The 14617-nt window shown below is 52.3% G+C and carries 17 protein-coding genes and 5 tRNA genes; 16 read left to right on the forward strand and 6 right to left on the reverse strand.

The features are described from left to right. Positions 1-6: 6 nt before the first annotated feature. The 13 genes from serS to GXX34_04680 all read left to right on the forward strand — a co-directional run bounded on the left by serS (position 7) and on the right by GXX34_04680 (position 7502). Positions 7-1281, forward strand: coding sequence for a serine--tRNA ligase (serS, locus tag GXX34_04620; protein HHW06807.1), 1275 nt, complete (start codon positions 7-9; stop codon positions 1279-1281). Between the two features lie 32 nt (positions 1282-1313). Then, on the forward strand, positions 1314-1862 hold the full coding sequence (locus GXX34_04625; protein ID HHW06808.1) for a hypothetical protein: 549 nt from the start codon (positions 1314-1316) through the stop codon (positions 1860-1862). 74 nt (positions 1863-1936) lie between these two features. Beyond that, positions 1937-2025: transfer RNA gene (locus tag GXX34_04630), tRNA-Ser, on the forward strand. Positions 2026-2102: 77 nt separating this feature from the next. Continuing rightward, positions 2103-2197 (forward strand) — tRNA-Ser (locus GXX34_04635). Positions 2198-2200: 3 nt separating this feature from the next. After that, positions 2201-2277, forward strand: a tRNA-Arg gene (locus tag GXX34_04640). Between the two features lie 103 nt (positions 2278-2380). Continuing rightward, positions 2381-2457: transfer RNA gene (locus GXX34_04645), tRNA-Arg, on the forward strand. Between the two features lie 157 nt (positions 2458-2614). Further along, entirely contained in the window at positions 2615-2869 is a 255-nt protein-coding gene (locus tag GXX34_04650; GenBank protein HHW06809.1) for a ferrous iron transport protein A, read from the forward strand. Between the two features lie 72 nt (positions 2870-2941). Further along, positions 2942-4663 (forward strand): ferrous iron transporter B, encoded by a 1722-nt coding sequence (locus GXX34_04655; protein HHW06810.1) that lies wholly within the window; start codon positions 2942-2944, stop codon positions 4661-4663. A gap of 17 nt (positions 4664-4680) precedes the next feature. Next, complete coding sequence (locus tag GXX34_04660; GenBank protein ID HHW06811.1) at positions 4681-5322, forward strand: hypothetical protein; 642 nt, start codon at positions 4681-4683, stop codon at positions 5320-5322. Then, the gene (locus tag GXX34_04665) at positions 5258-6235 is read left to right on the forward strand and encodes a flippase-like domain-containing protein (protein ID HHW06812.1); all 978 of its coding nucleotides are present in this window, start codon (positions 5258-5260) and stop codon (positions 6233-6235) included. The genes GXX34_04660 and GXX34_04665 overlap by 65 nt, the downstream gene beginning before the upstream one ends. After that, complete coding sequence (locus GXX34_04670) at positions 6207-6818, forward strand: CDP-diacylglycerol--serine O-phosphatidyltransferase (GenBank protein ID HHW06813.1); 612 nt, start codon at positions 6207-6209, stop codon at positions 6816-6818. The genes GXX34_04665 and GXX34_04670 overlap by 29 nt, the downstream gene beginning before the upstream one ends. Before the next feature lie 133 nt (positions 6819-6951). Beyond that, complete coding sequence (locus GXX34_04675; GenBank protein ID HHW06814.1) at positions 6952-7398, forward strand: nucleoside deaminase; 447 nt, start codon at positions 6952-6954, stop codon at positions 7396-7398. Positions 7399-7407: 9 nt separating this feature from the next. Next, positions 7408-7502, forward strand: a tRNA-Ser gene (locus tag GXX34_04680). A 39-nt stretch (positions 7503-7541) separates the two neighbouring features. Here GXX34_04680 and GXX34_04685 read toward each other — a convergent pair. The 6 genes from GXX34_04685 to GXX34_04710 form a co-directional block, all read right to left on the reverse strand. Further along, positions 7542-8363: a Dam family site-specific DNA-(adenine-N6)-methyltransferase gene (locus GXX34_04685; protein HHW06815.1), complete on the reverse strand. Its 822-nt coding sequence runs from the start codon at positions 8361-8363 to the stop codon at positions 7542-7544. A gap of 21 nt (positions 8364-8384) precedes the next feature. Next, positions 8385-10184: a WD40 repeat domain-containing protein gene (locus GXX34_04690; protein ID HHW06816.1), complete on the reverse strand. Its 1800-nt coding sequence runs from the start codon at positions 10182-10184 to the stop codon at positions 8385-8387. 195 nt (positions 10185-10379) lie between these two features. Continuing rightward, positions 10380-10598: a hypothetical protein gene (locus GXX34_04695; GenBank protein HHW06817.1), complete on the reverse strand. Its 219-nt coding sequence runs from the start codon at positions 10596-10598 to the stop codon at positions 10380-10382. Positions 10599-10687: 89 nt separating this feature from the next. Continuing rightward, positions 10688-12088, reverse strand: a complete 1401-nt coding sequence (locus tag GXX34_04700) for a HAMP domain-containing histidine kinase (GenBank protein HHW06818.1) — start codon at positions 12086-12088, stop codon at positions 10688-10690. A 1-nt stretch (position 12089) separates the two neighbouring features. Continuing rightward, on the reverse strand, positions 12090-12743 hold the full coding sequence (locus GXX34_04705; GenBank protein HHW06819.1) for a response regulator transcription factor: 654 nt from the start codon (positions 12741-12743) through the stop codon (positions 12090-12092). A 50-nt stretch (positions 12744-12793) separates the two neighbouring features. Next, positions 12794-13057 carry a nucleotidyltransferase domain-containing protein gene (locus GXX34_04710; protein ID HHW06820.1) on the reverse strand — a complete coding sequence of 88 codons (264 nt, stop codon included), beginning with the start codon at positions 13055-13057 and terminating at the stop codon, positions 12794-12796. 182 nt (positions 13058-13239) lie between these two features. Here GXX34_04710 and GXX34_04715 point away from each other — a divergent pair, with 182 nt between their 5' ends. The 3 genes from GXX34_04715 to GXX34_04725 form a co-directional block, all read left to right on the forward strand. Continuing rightward, positions 13240-13572, forward strand: coding sequence for a CGGC domain-containing protein (locus tag GXX34_04715; protein ID HHW06821.1), 333 nt, complete (start codon positions 13240-13242; stop codon positions 13570-13572). A 153-nt stretch (positions 13573-13725) separates the two neighbouring features. Further along, positions 13726-14175, forward strand: a complete 450-nt coding sequence (locus tag GXX34_04720) for a DUF2935 domain-containing protein (GenBank protein HHW06822.1) — start codon at positions 13726-13728, stop codon at positions 14173-14175. Between the two features lie 108 nt (positions 14176-14283). Next, positions 14284-14617: copper amine oxidase N-terminal domain-containing protein (locus tag GXX34_04725; GenBank protein ID HHW06823.1), on the forward strand; the 334-nt coding region annotated here is incomplete at its 3' end.

Here is a 14617-nt window from a genome sequence, read left to right on the forward strand (position 1 = left end):
ACGGCAGTGCTTGACTTGAAATTTGTCAGAGAAAACCCTGCCTTAGTGGAAGAAGCCATTAAGAAAAGAGGGGGGAAGATCAATTTAGATGAGTTCCTGGCCCTGGAAAAACAGAGAAGACAGCTGCTGCAGGAAGTGGAACAATTAAAGAACCGGCGCAATGTGGTTTCGGAAACCATCGCCCAGAAGAAAAGAGCCGGTGAAGACGCCCAGGCATTAATTGAGCAAATGCGCCTCGTCTCACAAGAGATCAAGGACCTGGACGACAAGCTGAAAAACATCGAGGATGAGATCCAGAAAGCCCTGCTTAATATACCCAATATTCCCCATGCCTCCGTGCCGGTGGGACAAACCTCGGAGGACAATGTGGAAGTCAGGCGCTGGGGCGAGCCCCGGGAATTTGCCTTTGAACCAAAACCCCACTGGGAAATCGCGGAAAAGCTGGGGATCCTGGACTTTGAAAGAGCCGGCAGGGTCTCGGGAGCCAGGTTCACCTTCTACCGGGGCCTGGGTGCTCTACTGGAAAGAGCCTTAATCAACTTCATGCTAGATCTGCACACCCAGGAGCACGGTTATATCGAACTGTTCCCGCCTTTTTTGGTGAACAGCGACAGTATGACCGGCACCGGGCAGCTGCCCAAGTTTGCCGAGGATATGTTTAAGGTGGAGAAGCACGACTTGTACCTGATCCCGACGGCGGAAGTGCCGGTGACGAATATTTACCGGGACGAAATCCTTGACGGCAGCGAACTCCCGATCTATCATTGTGCTTATAGCGCTTGTTTCCGCGCCGAAGCCGGTGCCCACGGCCGGGATACCCGGGGCCTCATCAGGCAGCACCAGTTTAATAAAGTGGAATTGGTCAAGTTTACCACGCCGGAATCCTCCTATGAGGAACTGGAAAAACTCACCCGTGATGCGGAAAAGGTGCTGCAGCTCTTGGAACTCCCTTACCGGGTAGTGGTACTCTGTACCGGCGATTTAGGTTTTTCCTCTGCAAAAACTTATGATTTGGAAGTCTGGCTGCCGAGCTTTAACGAGTATAAAGAGATTTCTTCCTGCAGTAACTTTGAGGATTACCAGGCGCGCCGGGCGAATATCCGTTTCCGCAGCGAACCGAAAGCGAAGCCCCGTTATGTGCATACCCTGAACGGTTCCGGCATTGCCGTGGGACGGACCGTAGCCGCGATCCTGGAGAATTACCAGAATGAAGACGGCAGCGTTACCATTCCGGAAAAGCTGCAGCCCTACATGCGAGGTATCAAAAAGATTTCCGTGTAAGGCCGGCTAATTGGTGGTGATCTAATCAACACATGTCCAAAGAATCCATGAAACTGCCCGGCATCGGTTTACGCAACATAAAAACGGCCTTGGGAGTATTCCTGTGCATCTTGCTGTACGGTATACTCCAAAGGCCCTACGCTTTTTTTGCCTGCATTTCCGTGGTGATCTGCCTGAGCAATACCATGGAAAGTTCCTACCAAACGGGCAAGGAGCGGATGATCAGCACGGCGGCCGGGGGCCTTTTGGGTATTCCGTTCTTGTACTTCAAGAACTCGGTCATGGAGTGGTTGAGCTTTCAGGCCGTGGAAGCCGTCGTTGTAAGCCTGGGCATTGTTTTACTCATTTACCTTTTTAACCTGTTGGGCCTTAAAGGAGCCATTGTGAATGCTTGCGTCGTGTTTTTGTCCGTAGTCATCAATTTAAGCGATACCCAGCAGCTGCTGTCGCCCTTCATGTATGCCGTGAATCGCATCATTGATAATGCAGCCGGTATTGTGGTGGCCCTGGCGGTGAACAAGTACTGCTTTCCGGTAAAAGGGGAGAGCTGCCATGGTGCCGGGCAGGAGGAGCGCATGTAAACCGGTTATCCTGACATTGACATCGCCCTCAGGCTTATGGTATACTTATCTCTGCTTTACCCAAGGATACCGCTGGAGGGGTGTCCGAGTGGTTTAAGGAGCTGGTCTTGAAAACCAGTGACTCCGCAAGGGGCCGTGGGTTCGAATCCCACCCCCTCCGCCATTTTTCCTAAGAATTACAATCTAATATGATTGATTTCTTTTTTTTGTTGTGCTATACTATCTTTGCATTGATTCCGCGGAGAGATGGCCGAGTAGGTCGAAGGCGATCGCCTGCTAAGCGATTATACGGGCTAAAACCTGTATCGAGGGTTCGAATCCCTCTCTCTCCGCCACACGCGCCCGTAGCTCAACCGGATAGAGTAACTGACTACGAATCAGGAGGTTGGAGGTTCGAGTCCTCCCGGGCGCGCCACACGATGACTACCAAAACAGTAGCAGACGGCTAGGAGTGACAAGGTATTTCGCCATGACTTCTAGTCTTTATTTCACTTTAGAGAAAGATTAAAACTCGATATGTTTCCGTAGCTCAGCTGGATAGAGCAACCGCCTCCTAAGCGGTAGGTCGTGGGTTCGAATCCCGCCGGGAACACCATCCGTACCGGTCCCAAGGCTTGAAGCCTTGGGACTTTTTTTCTGGGGGATTATTGACAGGGGGAAAAAGATGTTATATACTACAAACAAAATTAGATCAGACTAAGTTTATTAGTTAAACATAAATTCAGTTTGAGAGGAAAAGGGGGAGGAGCAGTATGAGTATCAATCTTGCCCTTAAGTATGAGCGGCCGGTAAGATCGTCCGTCTATCATGCGCCGAACAACAAAAACTATGTGGTGCGTGACGTTCCGAACATAAGTTTACTAAAAAGTCTGGGTATTAGAAAAAACAGTCAGGTTTATAAAAAGCGCACTTACCGGCTGGGCGGTCCGGTGCTCTTAGTGGTGGATGCCAGGGAAATTGCCCTCGGCAAGGATATTGCCGAACAGATCATCGTCGAGGAGGCATGACGGCCCGTGAGCAGTTGTCATGACGTGAACTACGGCAGCGGTCCCGGCAATCCTCACAAGACCATCTTACTCATGGGCAATCCTAACGTCGGCAAGAGTGTCTTTTTCACCTGGATGACCGGAGTGGATGCCATCAGTTCCAATTACCCCGGTACTACCGTGTCTTACTTGGAAGGCAAACTCACCATCAACAACGAGACTTATACCCTGGTCGATGTGCCCGGCGTCTATGCCCTGGAAGCATCCTCAGAGGCGGAGGCGGTAGCCCTGAAAATCCTGGCACAAGGTGCCGCCGCCATTATCTGTGTGCTGGATGCCACCAACCTGACCAGGAACGTGAAGCTGGCCTTGGAATTGCAGCGTTACCGGGTTCCCACGATCTATGCCCTGAACATGATGGATGTGGCTCAAAGACACGGGACGGAAATAAACGTCAAACTCCTGGCCCAGGAGTTGGGTGCTCCCGTTATTCCCACCGTTGCCGTGAAGCAGCAGGGTTTCCCTGAATTAAAGGCTGCCCTGGAGGAGGTGCTGGCAGGCCGGGCGCCGCAAGGTTGCGCCTGCGGCTGCAGTGAGTGTGGGTGTGGGGCGGCCGCCGCTGAGGAAATCAGTCTTTGGGACAGGGCGGCAGAAATCACCGCCCGGGTGAGAAAAAGCAAACAAGAACAAAAACTCAGCTTTCTGGATCGCCTAGGGGAATGGATGATCCGGCCTTTTCCCGGCATTTTTATTTCCCTGTCGGTGATGCTGCTTTGTCTAGCGGTTATTGTCTTCGGTGGCAAAGGGCTGCGGGCGGCGCTGCTTTTGCCCCTGGTCAATCAAGTAATCGTTCCCTTCTTAAGAACACTTTTTACCTCCTTTGTGCCAGAGGGAATGCTGCTCAATGTGCTAGTCGGTGAATACGGTATCTTTGTGATTAGTTTCGAATGGATTCTGGCTCTTGTTTTACCTTATGTGTTTCTCTTCTATGTGGTGTTTTCTCTGTTGGAGGATACCGGTTATCTCCCCCGGGTCAGCGTCATGTTTGATAACCTGATGCGCAAGATCGGGCTGCAGGGCGGGAGCATCATCAGCATGATGATGGGGTACGGTTGTGCCGTGCCGGCGATTATCGGGACCAGGACGGCCACCACCAGGAAAGAAAGACTCATGGTTACTACGGCGGTATGTTTTGCCGTGCCCTGTATTTCCCAATCAGGTGCTTTGATTAGTCTACTGGGCAGCCACTCCATGGGTTTGGTGGCAGCTATTTACTTGTTTTCCCTGTTCATTCTGGTCCTGGTTACCGTCGTCACCGGCAAAGTTCTGAAAGGGCAGTTGGATCCGCTGATCATCGAAGTGCCGAACCTGCTCATGCCGAACCGCAAAACTTATTTCAAGAAGCTGTCCATCCGCATGAAGCATTTTCTGGCGGAAGCAGAAGTGCCGATGCTCCTGGCCGTATTCATCGCTGCTTTGTTGAAGGAAACAGGTTTATTGGATTTTATTGCCGTTTATTTTGAACCCCTGGTCCAAGGCTGGTTGGGCATGCCCAGGGAAGCGGTGATGGCCCTGATTCTAGGTATTGTCAGGCGGGAAATGGCGGCAGCGCCCCTTTTGGCGTTGGATTTGACTCCGCTCCAGCTTTTCGTGGGGGGTACGGTAGCTTTGCTGTACCTGCCGTGCCTGTCCGTTTTCGGTATTTTAAGCAAGGAATTCGGCACCTTCACGGCGGTAGTTATTGCTCTGTCCACTACCCTGACGGCGTTTTTGTTGGGAGGCATGATCAATCATATCGGGCTGTTATTTATCTGATATAGGAGCAATGAGCGATGTTGATCACCTTAAACCAGCTTACCGGGTTTACCAGGACCATAGAGGATTGGGCCGTTCATAACAGCTTAATGTACAAATTGGGCTATCTATACTATCGCGCCGTGGTGCAAAAAGAAGCGGCCCTGGCCGGTATTAGGGCGGAAGACAAAGTTTTATGCATCGGAGGGGGGCCTTGCCCGTTTACCGGCATCATTATCCATCAGTTGACCCGGGCACCGGTGACGATTATTGATCAAGACCCGGCCAGCGTGGACCGGGCATGCCGGATCGTGCACCGGTTAGGTTTAGAATCAGGTGTGCAGGTCCGGTGTCAAAACGGCCGGGATGTGGATGTAAGGGAATTCTCCGTAATCCATTTGGCCATGCAAGTGGCTCCCTTCCGGGAAGTATTTCAAAAGGTGCGGGAAAACTGCCGGGCGGAAGCCAGGATCCTCGTGCGCTTACCGAAGGTATCCCTGAAGTGTCTTTACGGCGATCCTGATCTCAGTTACTTCCGCGGCTGCAGGCAGATCAAGCATGGCAGGAGCCGCAATATAGGCAGTACCGCACTTTATGTTAAAGCAGGTAAGGGTTATGTACAGGATACTGGGTATCATTCTTTTGGCGCTATTTCTCCTTCTTATCACCCCTCAGCTTGAATGGCAGGCTTTAGGCAAGGCAATCCGGCAAGTGCCCTTTAGCTCCTTACTGGGTTTGGTTTTGCTGCAACTGGTTACCCAACTGCTGCTGAACTGCCAGTGGTGCAGTCTGGGTAAAACTCTCCAGTCCCCCGTGAGTTTTAATAAAATGCTTTATATTAACTCACAGGGCACTTTGCTGGAATCCATTACTCCCGGCGCCAAGATAGGCGGTGAAGTGGTCAGGGTATTGCTTTTAAAGAACATCGCCGGTTATTCCGCCGCGAAAGCGGTGTCCCTGGTGACCATCCAGAAACTGTTCAGTTTTAGTTCCTTTTTCTTATTAAGCCTGGCCGCTCTATTCCATATCACCGGCAAAATCAGTTATTTTGACGGGCCGGCCCTTGTTAAAGGGACGGTTTACACGGCGCTGGTTTTATTAATCACGGTTTTTATGGCAGCGCTCCTGTATCCCGACCGGATGCTGGTCATGCTCAAGAAAAGAAATGAAAATTCTTTCCTGGTGGAAATCTTGACCCACATGACCGTTTTCCGGCAGCACCGGGGCGCCTGGTGGCGGCAGTTGGGCCTGTCCTTCCTCATCTGGCTGCTGTTTCCCCTGAAGTTCTGGCTGCTGGTGAGAGTCTTTACCCATGAGGTGGACCTTTTCACCCTGGCCGGCATCGCCATGGTGGCCTACCTGGCCGCCATGCTGCCAGTGGCACCGGGTGGACTGGGCAGTTTTGAAGTCACCATGTCCGGTTTGCTGCTGCTTTTGGGTCTCCCGGCTGCCGATGTGGTAGTGATTACGGTGCTATTCCGGTTTATTACTTTTTGGCTGGTGGTCCTCCTCAGCTTATTGTTTGTGGCGGTTTGGAAAATCCTGTGCAAGGAGGGAAACCCGGATGGGCCGCTTCAACAATCCTGTTCTTAAACACTTGCCCAATGCCATCACCGTGACCAATATGGTCTTGGGCCTGTCGGTGATCTTTCTCGTCATTGGGGATCAGGGGAGGGCGGCGGTTAATGGCTGCTGTCTTTTGATCCTGTTGGGGGCCGTGCTGGATTATGTGGACGGCAGGCTGGCCAGGTACTTGCAGGCTGCCAGTGACTTCGGTAAACAGATGGACTCCTTTGCTGACCTGGTAACTTTCGGGCTGGCTCCGGTGGCCTTGTTGTGGTCTTTGGAACCGGCCGGCACCGGTGCTCCGGCTTTTTTACTTTTGGCGGTCTATCCCCTGGCCGGTGCGTTCCGTCTGGCCAGGTACAATACCGGCGACTACCGGGATTATTTTCTAGGCTTGCCCATTACCCTGGCCGGTGCCGGCCTGGCGGTGTATATCCTGGTGTATGAAAACTTCCTTAGGGTGCATAAGGTGCCGGTGTTAAATGTTATCTCGGTTATCATCTTGCTGGTCTTGTCCCTATTGATGGTCAGTAACGTCAAAGTGCCCAGGCGATTGAGCCTGGGCGGTATGCTGAACCACCATCATTTTTTCAGCCTGCGCATGAAATAGCCCTGATGCCGCCTGTCAATTATTAACTTGGGCCTTTTGTGGGGCGGTTTTAATAGACAGGCGGGGATTTTTTAGTTATAATAAATCAGGTAGATGAACAGGGAAAACGGCTTCCCTGCCTGCAGGTGATGCTGTGCGTCATCATGACTACATGGCTATAGCTTTGGAGGAAGCCCGCCAGGGCTTCGCCCTGGGGGAAGTTCCCGTGGGGGCGGTGCTGGTGAAGGAGGGCCGGATCCTGGCCCGGGCCCATAATTGCAGGGAAACCTGGCAGGATCCTACGGCGCATGCGGAAATCCTTGCCTTGCGCCGGGGAGCCCAGGCGCTGGGAACCTGGCACCTGGACGGGTGCACCCTTTATGTGACCCTGGAGCCTTGCCCCATGTGTGCGGGCGCCATCGTGCAAGCCAGGGTTAAGACCCTGGTCTACGGTGCCACCGACCTCAAGGGAGGAGCCGTAGAATCCCTGGTGAACCTGGTTCAGGATCCCAGGCTTAATCACCGGGTGGAAGTGATAGCCGGCATCCGGGAGGAAGAATGTAAAGCTTTGCTGAAAGAGTTTTTTCAATTAAGACGTTAAGAAAGACATGGAGAGATGGCCGAGTCCGGTTTAAGGCGCACGACTCGAAATCGTGTGAGGGTCCAAAAGGCTCTCCGTGGGTTCGAATCCCACTCTCTCCGCCAGTCGAAAAAAGCACCCTTTGTGATGGGTGCTTTTTGTATTTACATGTTTTTCATGGCGATTACCTCCAGTGCCGGGGTCCGGTCGCCGGTGCAGCTGATCATGCGCGGCGCCGGCAGGATCGTCACCTGAAAACCAAGGTCTTGGTAGAGGTCCAGGATACGCCGGGTGGCCTGGTTGGAGAGTACTACCGGGCCTGGATGCCGGGCCAGCCATTCCGCCAGCCGTACCTGGTCCTGCCAGGTAAAGCCTTGCGCGGCATACTGGGTAAATTCCACATCGTAAGGCGGGTCTGCATAGACAAAATCCTCCGGGTGGAGGGGTACGTCGGCAAAATCACCGCTGGTGAATTCCCAGGCAGTGAATACTTCTTTGTATACCGTAAAATCCCGGATATAGTTGATCCTGTTATACCTGCCAAAAGGCACATTAAATATGCCCTTTTTGTTGAAACGGCAGAGGCCGTTATACCCGGTCCGGTTCAGGTAGTAAAAGAGTTCGGCTGCTTCTTTGGAATTGCTTTTTCCTTCCTGTATCAACCGGTTAAATTCATGCCGGTAGCGATAGTACATTTCCCGGTCATTAGCCATGGGAATCTCGATTACCAGGCCCCGTTTCAGCCACCGGAAAAAGTTGATCAAGTGAACGTTCACATCATTCAAGAGGGCTTGTTCAGGCATGAGCCCCAAAGTGACCGCCAGCCCGCCGCACAGGGGCTCCACCAACCGCCTGCGGCGGTGGCGTTCCCAAAGGGGCCGGAGGTACGGCACAAGCCAGCGCTTGCCGCCGGCCCACTTCAAAGGAGGCCTGACCCTTGGTCTGGAAAGGTATTTTGTACTTGTGAGCGGGGCATTGGCGGCCATGCTGGTGTCACCTCCGGGAAATTATAATCCACCCAGGTCTTCCTGCGTCAACTTGACCACTTTCCAATCCATTTGCTCCGTCTTTTCCAACACCAGTTTATAGATTTCTCCTGCCCCCGGCGGGCCGGTATGCAGAAACACCTTGACCGCATCGGCCCTGGCCACCAGCGGGGCAAAGTAATTCATGCCTTTGTTCCAAAACTGCACCTGCCCGATCTTCATGGGCTTATCCTGCAGCTCATCATAGAGGGTGTTGCCCAATTGGATGCCGGTGATGATGTCCTGTACGGTCTCTTCCACCAGGCGCCGCTCCTCGGAATCGGGAAAAGTGCTGAACCCGGTGATATACCAGTGTTCGCTGCTCTTGATTAATTCCAGGGCATAATCCACTACTTTCCCGGTGCCTTCGCTGCTGCGGGTGCTTACCCGGATGCGAAAAGCTGCCCTTTCCCCGGCCGGGTGGAGTTGAAAGTCCATGACTCTAATGTTTAGAGCATACCGCGGGGCGGGGAGTTTGCCGTTTTCCCGGCGGAAAATGGTTTCCATATCAAACAGGGCCCACTGGGCCGGGGTGTCTGTGTTAATAAAGTATTTGTCCAGATCCACCCAGTTCCGTTTACCCCTGAACCGGTACTCATAATAGGTGGTCATACCGCCCCTGATGGTCTCATAGATACCTGCTAAGTTAACTTCTGCCCCGGCACCCGGGAGATTATCCTCGGCCAGGGTGTGATCCACGAAATCTACTCTTTGCCATACCGGCCCGTTGACATAGCCAAAAGTGCCGTCCGGGGACAGGGCGATCCGGCCGCCGTACACTTTCAGCCGTTTCAACTGGCGTCCCTCAGGGCTGGCGATATACAAGTAAAAAGCGTTACCTGTTGTATCGCCGGCTTGGACGGTATAGGCGATTTGCCCGCCTGTTACGAATTTAGCGTCATAAACGTATTCGTCGGTTAAAGCAACGACCTGATCCGGCCGGGTAATATCCTTGATATAGGAGAGCCCAAAGCCGTGGTCATTGCCTAAAAGCAGGGATTTCTGATAGGCATCCCGGAAGAGGCCGGGGCCGATGGTTTTAATGACCTTCCGGTGTTTATCCAAAACCACCGTCTGCATTTGACCGGTAGTAAAATCCCATTTGGTACCGTAGTAATAGTCATTGTCCAGCCTGCCTTTGTAATAAGTCTCCTCCCTGGTCTCGTAAGCTTCCACCTTGCGCTGGGAAGACAAGTAGTAGATGCTGGCGTTGGCCAGGTCCGGCTGTTCGGTATAAAGCTTATCCTTGCTGTCCGGCGACCAGTAAAAGCCGCTGATGGTTTCCATGGAGAGTATTTCCTCCATGACCAGGCGGTCATTGACCGGGTCATAAATGGTCAGCCTTTCTCCCCCGCCGAAGGCCACCAGGTTCCCGTCCGGGCTCCAGGCGACTTTAGAAACGAAAGGGATCCCGTCCACAATGGTTTTCTGTTCTCCGGTCTGCACATTCTTGCGCAGGATTCTGACCTGGTCCGCCGGATCACCAAGGATCACATCAGGAAGTCCCTCGCCGGGGGATTTCTCCATCAGGAACACTTCTTCCCCGCCGGGGGATACGGACAGGAGTACCTGTCCCGGCTCGCAGTAGTGGGCCGGGTCTTCACTTTCGTATTTTTGAAAAGGGATTCTCCCCTCGATATTCAAAAGGTCAGCGTCTTCCGGAAAAGACTGGTTATCGCTGACCACATAGATTTGATTTTCTTCGACAGGATTTTGGCTGCAGCCGGTGACCAGCAGTATAATGGCTATTAGAAACGCGGCAAGGGGCGGGATTCTCGTCATAACGCCAGTTCCTTTCCCTGTAGCTGTTTAAATTATACCTTTATCAATTAGCAAATAAAAGAGCTTCCCCGGCTTGTGGCAGCCTTCAGCCGGCCTCGTCTTGCCCCTGATAGTACCATTCCCCGGCAAGACGGTACAGAGGTTAAAAAAAGAGATCCCTTTGAAGGGGACCTCTTTCGCTGTGTTGGACAGTAGTTACTGCTCCTGTTCTGTTTCAACCTCTGCAGCAGCCTGGTTATCTTCTCCCGCCGGTTCCGCTGCTTCTTCCTGTGCCTCTGTACCGGCTTCGCCCTGCACTTCTTCTTGCCCGGCCGGGTTTTCCGCCGGCGGTGTTCCTTCTTCTCCGCCGCTGCATCCGACCACAAAGGCTGCACTCATGGCCAGAACCAGCAGTACCGCAAAAATCTTTTTCACGGGTATCCCCCTCCTTTGGTGTGTTTGCAACTGTTATGCTAGCAGGGGAATATATATAAAACGGCTCATCTTTGTAAAATAGTTGTAAATTATTTTCCAAATTTGATCTGGATAGTGGTTCCTACGCCGGTTTTGCTGGTTATGGCGAATCCGGCGTTATGTTTCTCTACAATTTGCTTGACCAGGGCCAGTCCCAGCCCGATGCCCCCTTCTTTCCTGGAACGGGATTGATCTACCCGGTAGAAGGGTTCCGTCACTTTGCTGACATGTTCCTCATCCATGCCTCTTCCTTGATCCGCCACAAAAACTTCCGTCCCCCGGTTGTCCTGTTTCACTCCCAAGATCACCTTCTGTCCGGGGGAACTGGCCTTGATGGCATTATCTACCAGGTTGATCAGCGCCGTCTTAAACAGCTCCTTATCTACCGGCACCTGGGCCGGTGAGCCCGTGACTTCGATGGTGATGCCCTTTTCTTCCCCTTTCACCTGCATGATGTGTTGCACTTCCACCAGGATTGCCAGCACATCTTCTTCTTTCAATTGCAAAGGGTTTTCCCTGATGAAGATCAAGTCCATCATCTTTTTAGCCAGGTTTAGAATACGTTTTCCTTCGGCATGGATGTATAACAAGCTTTTGTGGAAGACTGCCGGGTCGTATTTAGCTTTTAACAAGAAGTCCGCATAGCCGATAATGGAAGTAAGGGGAGTGCGGAGTTCATGGGTCAGATTGTCAATAAAAAGCTGCTGGCGCTGGCCTTGTTCTTCCAGTTGCTTGATTTTCCGTTCCACTTCCTCCGCCATGAGGTTGAATTGTTCTGCCAGGAGTCCTACTTCATCTTTACGCTTCACTTTAGTCCTCACGTGGTAATTCCCGGAAGCAATACTCTGTGCCGTGGCGGTTAATTCTTGAAAAGGCCTTAAGAGAAAGATACTGGATTGCCAGGTTACCAGGGCCACCACCGCCAAGCCCACCAATCCCGTTTTTAAGAAAAACAAGTACTGGTCCCACCGGTGTTTCTCCACGTGGGTTATCTCTCTAATCATGGCCAGAACGATTTTTTCTTGGCCGATTTCCAAAAGGTTGGATACGAACAAGTATAGCCGGCCGTCTTCCCGCCGGATGATGAAATTCTTGTGACCTTCCAGCGCTACTTTAAGTTCAACCCGCTCATAAAACCAAGCGCGGGGGGCATTGGAAGCGAGAAGCTCCAGGTTCTCATCATAAATTTCCAAGTAATTTCTATCGGTACTGACCAGGTCCACCAGGTTTTTACTGTAGTCTTTTAATGCTATTCTTTCCTGCAGCGGCTGGGTGCTCATTAAATACAACTGCAGCGTGGAGTGCAGGTTGCCTTCTTCCTCAAGGCTTCTTTCAATCTCCTCGTTAAGGAGATTCCGGTACGTATTTTCCGTTACCACGATACTGGTGACCGACAAGGACAGGATATAGACCGCCAGGCAGAGGATGAAAATTTTCCGGCCGAATTTCATGTTAATCCTCCAGCCGGTAACCGAACTTGTAGATGGTCTTGATCTTGTCGGTGCCCAGTTTGCTCCTCAGCCGCTGGATATGCATATCCACCGTCCTGGTGTTGCCTTCAAAATCATACCCCCACACCACTTCCAACAACCTGTCCCTGGACAAGGCACAGCCCTTGTTTTCCACCAGAATCCGCAGCAGGTCAAATTCTTTGCAGGTCAGTTCTATTTCTTTCCCCTGGCGCAGTACTTTGCGCTGGTCCAGGTAGATTTCCAAACCATCGTCAATGATTGCTTTATTTTTCTCCTTCCCCGCCCGGCGCAGCACGGATTTGATGCGGGCTAAAAGCTCGATGGCTTCAAAAGGTTTGGTGATGTAATCATCGGCTCCCATTTCCAAGCCTTTGATCTTGTCTTGCAGCCGGTCCTTGGCGGTCAAAACGATGGTGGGGATGTCCTTGCTCGCAATTTTGGGCAATAGCTCAAACCCGTCGTATTTGGGCAGCATGAGGTCCAGGATGACGAGGTCGATCTTCCCCGTGTCTATTAAGTTAAGGGCCTCCTCCCCGTCGGCGGCTTCCAGGGTATCGTACCCGGCCATGGTCAGATTCATTTTGATGAGCTCCCGAATGGGATCTTCATCTTCCACAATTAAAACAATACTCATAACCCTCACCCCACCTCTAAGTATAGCATGTAAAGGGCCGGGTCCGGTTTTCAGGTGGAGTAAAAAGCTGTGCGCTTCACCAGCACCTCCCAAACAAAAAGAAGGAGGATGTCGCCAATCCTTCCCGGCAGATCCGCTTCGAAGGCCGGGCTTACCTCCCGGGAAAAATACACAGCTAAATCGATGTCTCTCCCGGGATGCCGGTATTCGGTGCCGTAGGAGCCGAATAGGAAAACGGCGACGATTTCCGGGTCCTTGGCAAAGAGAGCAGGTAACAGGGGAGTTTTATCGTCAATATCCAGGAGGGTGTTCATGGGACAATCCCCTTTACACCCTGATGGCAACGAGGAATAATATGGAAATCAAACTTTAGTTTTTCCGCCGGGAAGAAGGTAAAAGACCAGGGGGGAGAGAACTGTCTTAACGTTATCCCTGCCGGGATTTCGCAGGCAGTTCAAGTTTGGGACAAGAAGTTAACGCAAGGAGTGAAGGCTGTATGAAGAAAGTAGGCATTATTCGCTGCCGGCAGACGGAAGACCTGTGCCCGGGCACCAGTTGTTTTAAAGTTACCAAAGAGGGGAAGCAAGCTTTTGAGGAAACCGGCCCGGTGGAGGTCGTCGGTTTTGTTTCCTGCGGCGGCTGCCCTGGGAAGAGGGCCGTGAGCAGGGCGAAGCTTTTGGTAGACAAGGGGGCGGAAATCATTGCCCTGGCTTCCTGCCTGGGCTTAGGAAAGCCCTTGAGTTTTCCCTGTCCCCATTTCGAGGCCATTGCCAGCGCTACGAAAAAGAAACTCGGCCCTGAGATCACGGTACTGGAGTGGACTCATTAAGAAAGCACCGGCATATTAAAAGAGCCTGGGCCTTGAACCGGCCCAAGGCTCTTTTGCTCCTTCTTCAGGCACCTTGTTTCCCCACAGTCACCAACCGCCGCCGGCGAGCATATGATGGAAGCCAAATGAGTATGAAAATGGAGGAGACATTCCATGGGGTTGTGTTATGGGGAACTAAACCACCTGCGGATCTTGGAAGAGGCGGGGTTTTGGAAAAGACAGGAAGCGGAGCATACGGTGGTGATTAGGGAAATTGTCCCTACTTTGGAGGCGCCCTATGCTGACCGGCTGCAAGACCTGCAGCTGTCCTTCCAGGAGATGGAAAACACCGTTGTGCAGTTGATCGAAAGGCTGGTCAGGGCCCACTGCCCGGTAAGCCCGGCTTTGGCCGGGGAAATCCGGCGTTTAATCGAAAATACCGCACAGCAAAGCCGGGTGTTTGTTAACTTCCTCAACACCCTGCTGCAGGAGAGCGCCGCCCTGCAAGAAAATCCTACAGCGGCGGTGGTCATCAACCATATTATCCGGGAATCGGAATACTACCTGGGCATTGCCCAGGCTTATCTCAGCGACCGGCCTTGCAGTCCGGTGCCACCCGTTTAACCGCCGGGTGGCTGTTTTGCTGTTGAGAAATATTTTATCCTGGAAGGAACAAAAAGGTGGGCGTCGAAGTCTATACCAGTGGAAAATATGCCAAAGGAGGAAGATATTTTGCGGCAGAGAGCAAGGATGATAGCCCTATTAAGTTTACTGGTATTCCTGGTATGGGTCGTGACCCCCGTTGGGGCGGCTGACGGCACCAAGACTTTAAAAGCCATCTTCAGGAATTTGCAGATTGTCGTTAACGGCAAAACCCTGATTTCCGATAAGGAACCCTTTATCGTAGACGGCGTTACCTACGTTCCCATCCGGCTGGTATCCGAAGCCACCGGAGCCACGGTGGACTGGGACGGCGCCCAGGGCCGGGTGATTATCACCACTAAGGCGACCATGGATCAAGCCCAAATAGACAAGATTAAACAGGAAAGCTACCAGCAAGGGTACG

This window comes from Clostridia bacterium, from assembly GCA_012840125.1.
GTDB lineage: Bacteria > Bacillota > DULZ01 > DULZ01 > DULZ01 > DULZ01.

Excerpts from the sequence above, each read along its gene's own strand:
- GXX34_04625 (HHW06808.1), top strand. The coding sequence starts at position 1,314 with ATGTCCAAAGAATCCATGAAACTGCCCGGCATCGGTTTACGCAACATA.
- GXX34_04650 (HHW06809.1), top strand. The coding sequence starts at position 2,615 with ATGAGTATCAATCTTGCCCTTAAGTATGAGCGGCCGGTAAGATCGTCC.
- GXX34_04655 (HHW06810.1), top strand. The coding sequence starts at position 2,942 with ATGGGCAATCCTAACGTCGGCAAGAGTGTCTTTTTCACCTGGATGACC.
- GXX34_04660 (HHW06811.1), top strand. The coding sequence starts at position 4,681 with ATGTTGATCACCTTAAACCAGCTTACCGGGTTTACCAGGACCATAGAG.
- GXX34_04665 (HHW06812.1), top strand. The coding sequence starts at position 5,258 with ATGTACAGGATACTGGGTATCATTCTTTTGGCGCTATTTCTCCTTCTT.
- GXX34_04670 (HHW06813.1), top strand. The coding sequence starts at position 6,207 with ATGGGCCGCTTCAACAATCCTGTTCTTAAACACTTGCCCAATGCCATC.
- GXX34_04685 (HHW06815.1), bottom strand. The coding sequence starts at position 8,363 with ATGGCCGCCAATGCCCCGCTCACAAGTACAAAATACCTTTCCAGACCA.
- GXX34_04690 (HHW06816.1), bottom strand. The coding sequence starts at position 10,184 with ATGACGAGAATCCCGCCCCTTGCCGCGTTTCTAATAGCCATTATACTG.
- GXX34_04700 (HHW06818.1), bottom strand. The coding sequence starts at position 12,088 with ATGAAATTCGGCCGGAAAATTTTCATCCTCTGCCTGGCGGTCTATATC.
- GXX34_04705 (HHW06819.1), bottom strand. The coding sequence starts at position 12,743 with ATGAGTATTGTTTTAATTGTGGAAGATGAAGATCCCATTCGGGAGCTC.
- GXX34_04710 (HHW06820.1), bottom strand. The coding sequence starts at position 13,057 with ATGAACACCCTCCTGGATATTGACGATAAAACTCCCCTGTTACCTGCT.
- GXX34_04715 (HHW06821.1), top strand. The coding sequence starts at position 13,240 with ATGAAGAAAGTAGGCATTATTCGCTGCCGGCAGACGGAAGACCTGTGC.
- GXX34_04720 (HHW06822.1), top strand. The coding sequence starts at position 13,726 with ATGGGGTTGTGTTATGGGGAACTAAACCACCTGCGGATCTTGGAAGAG.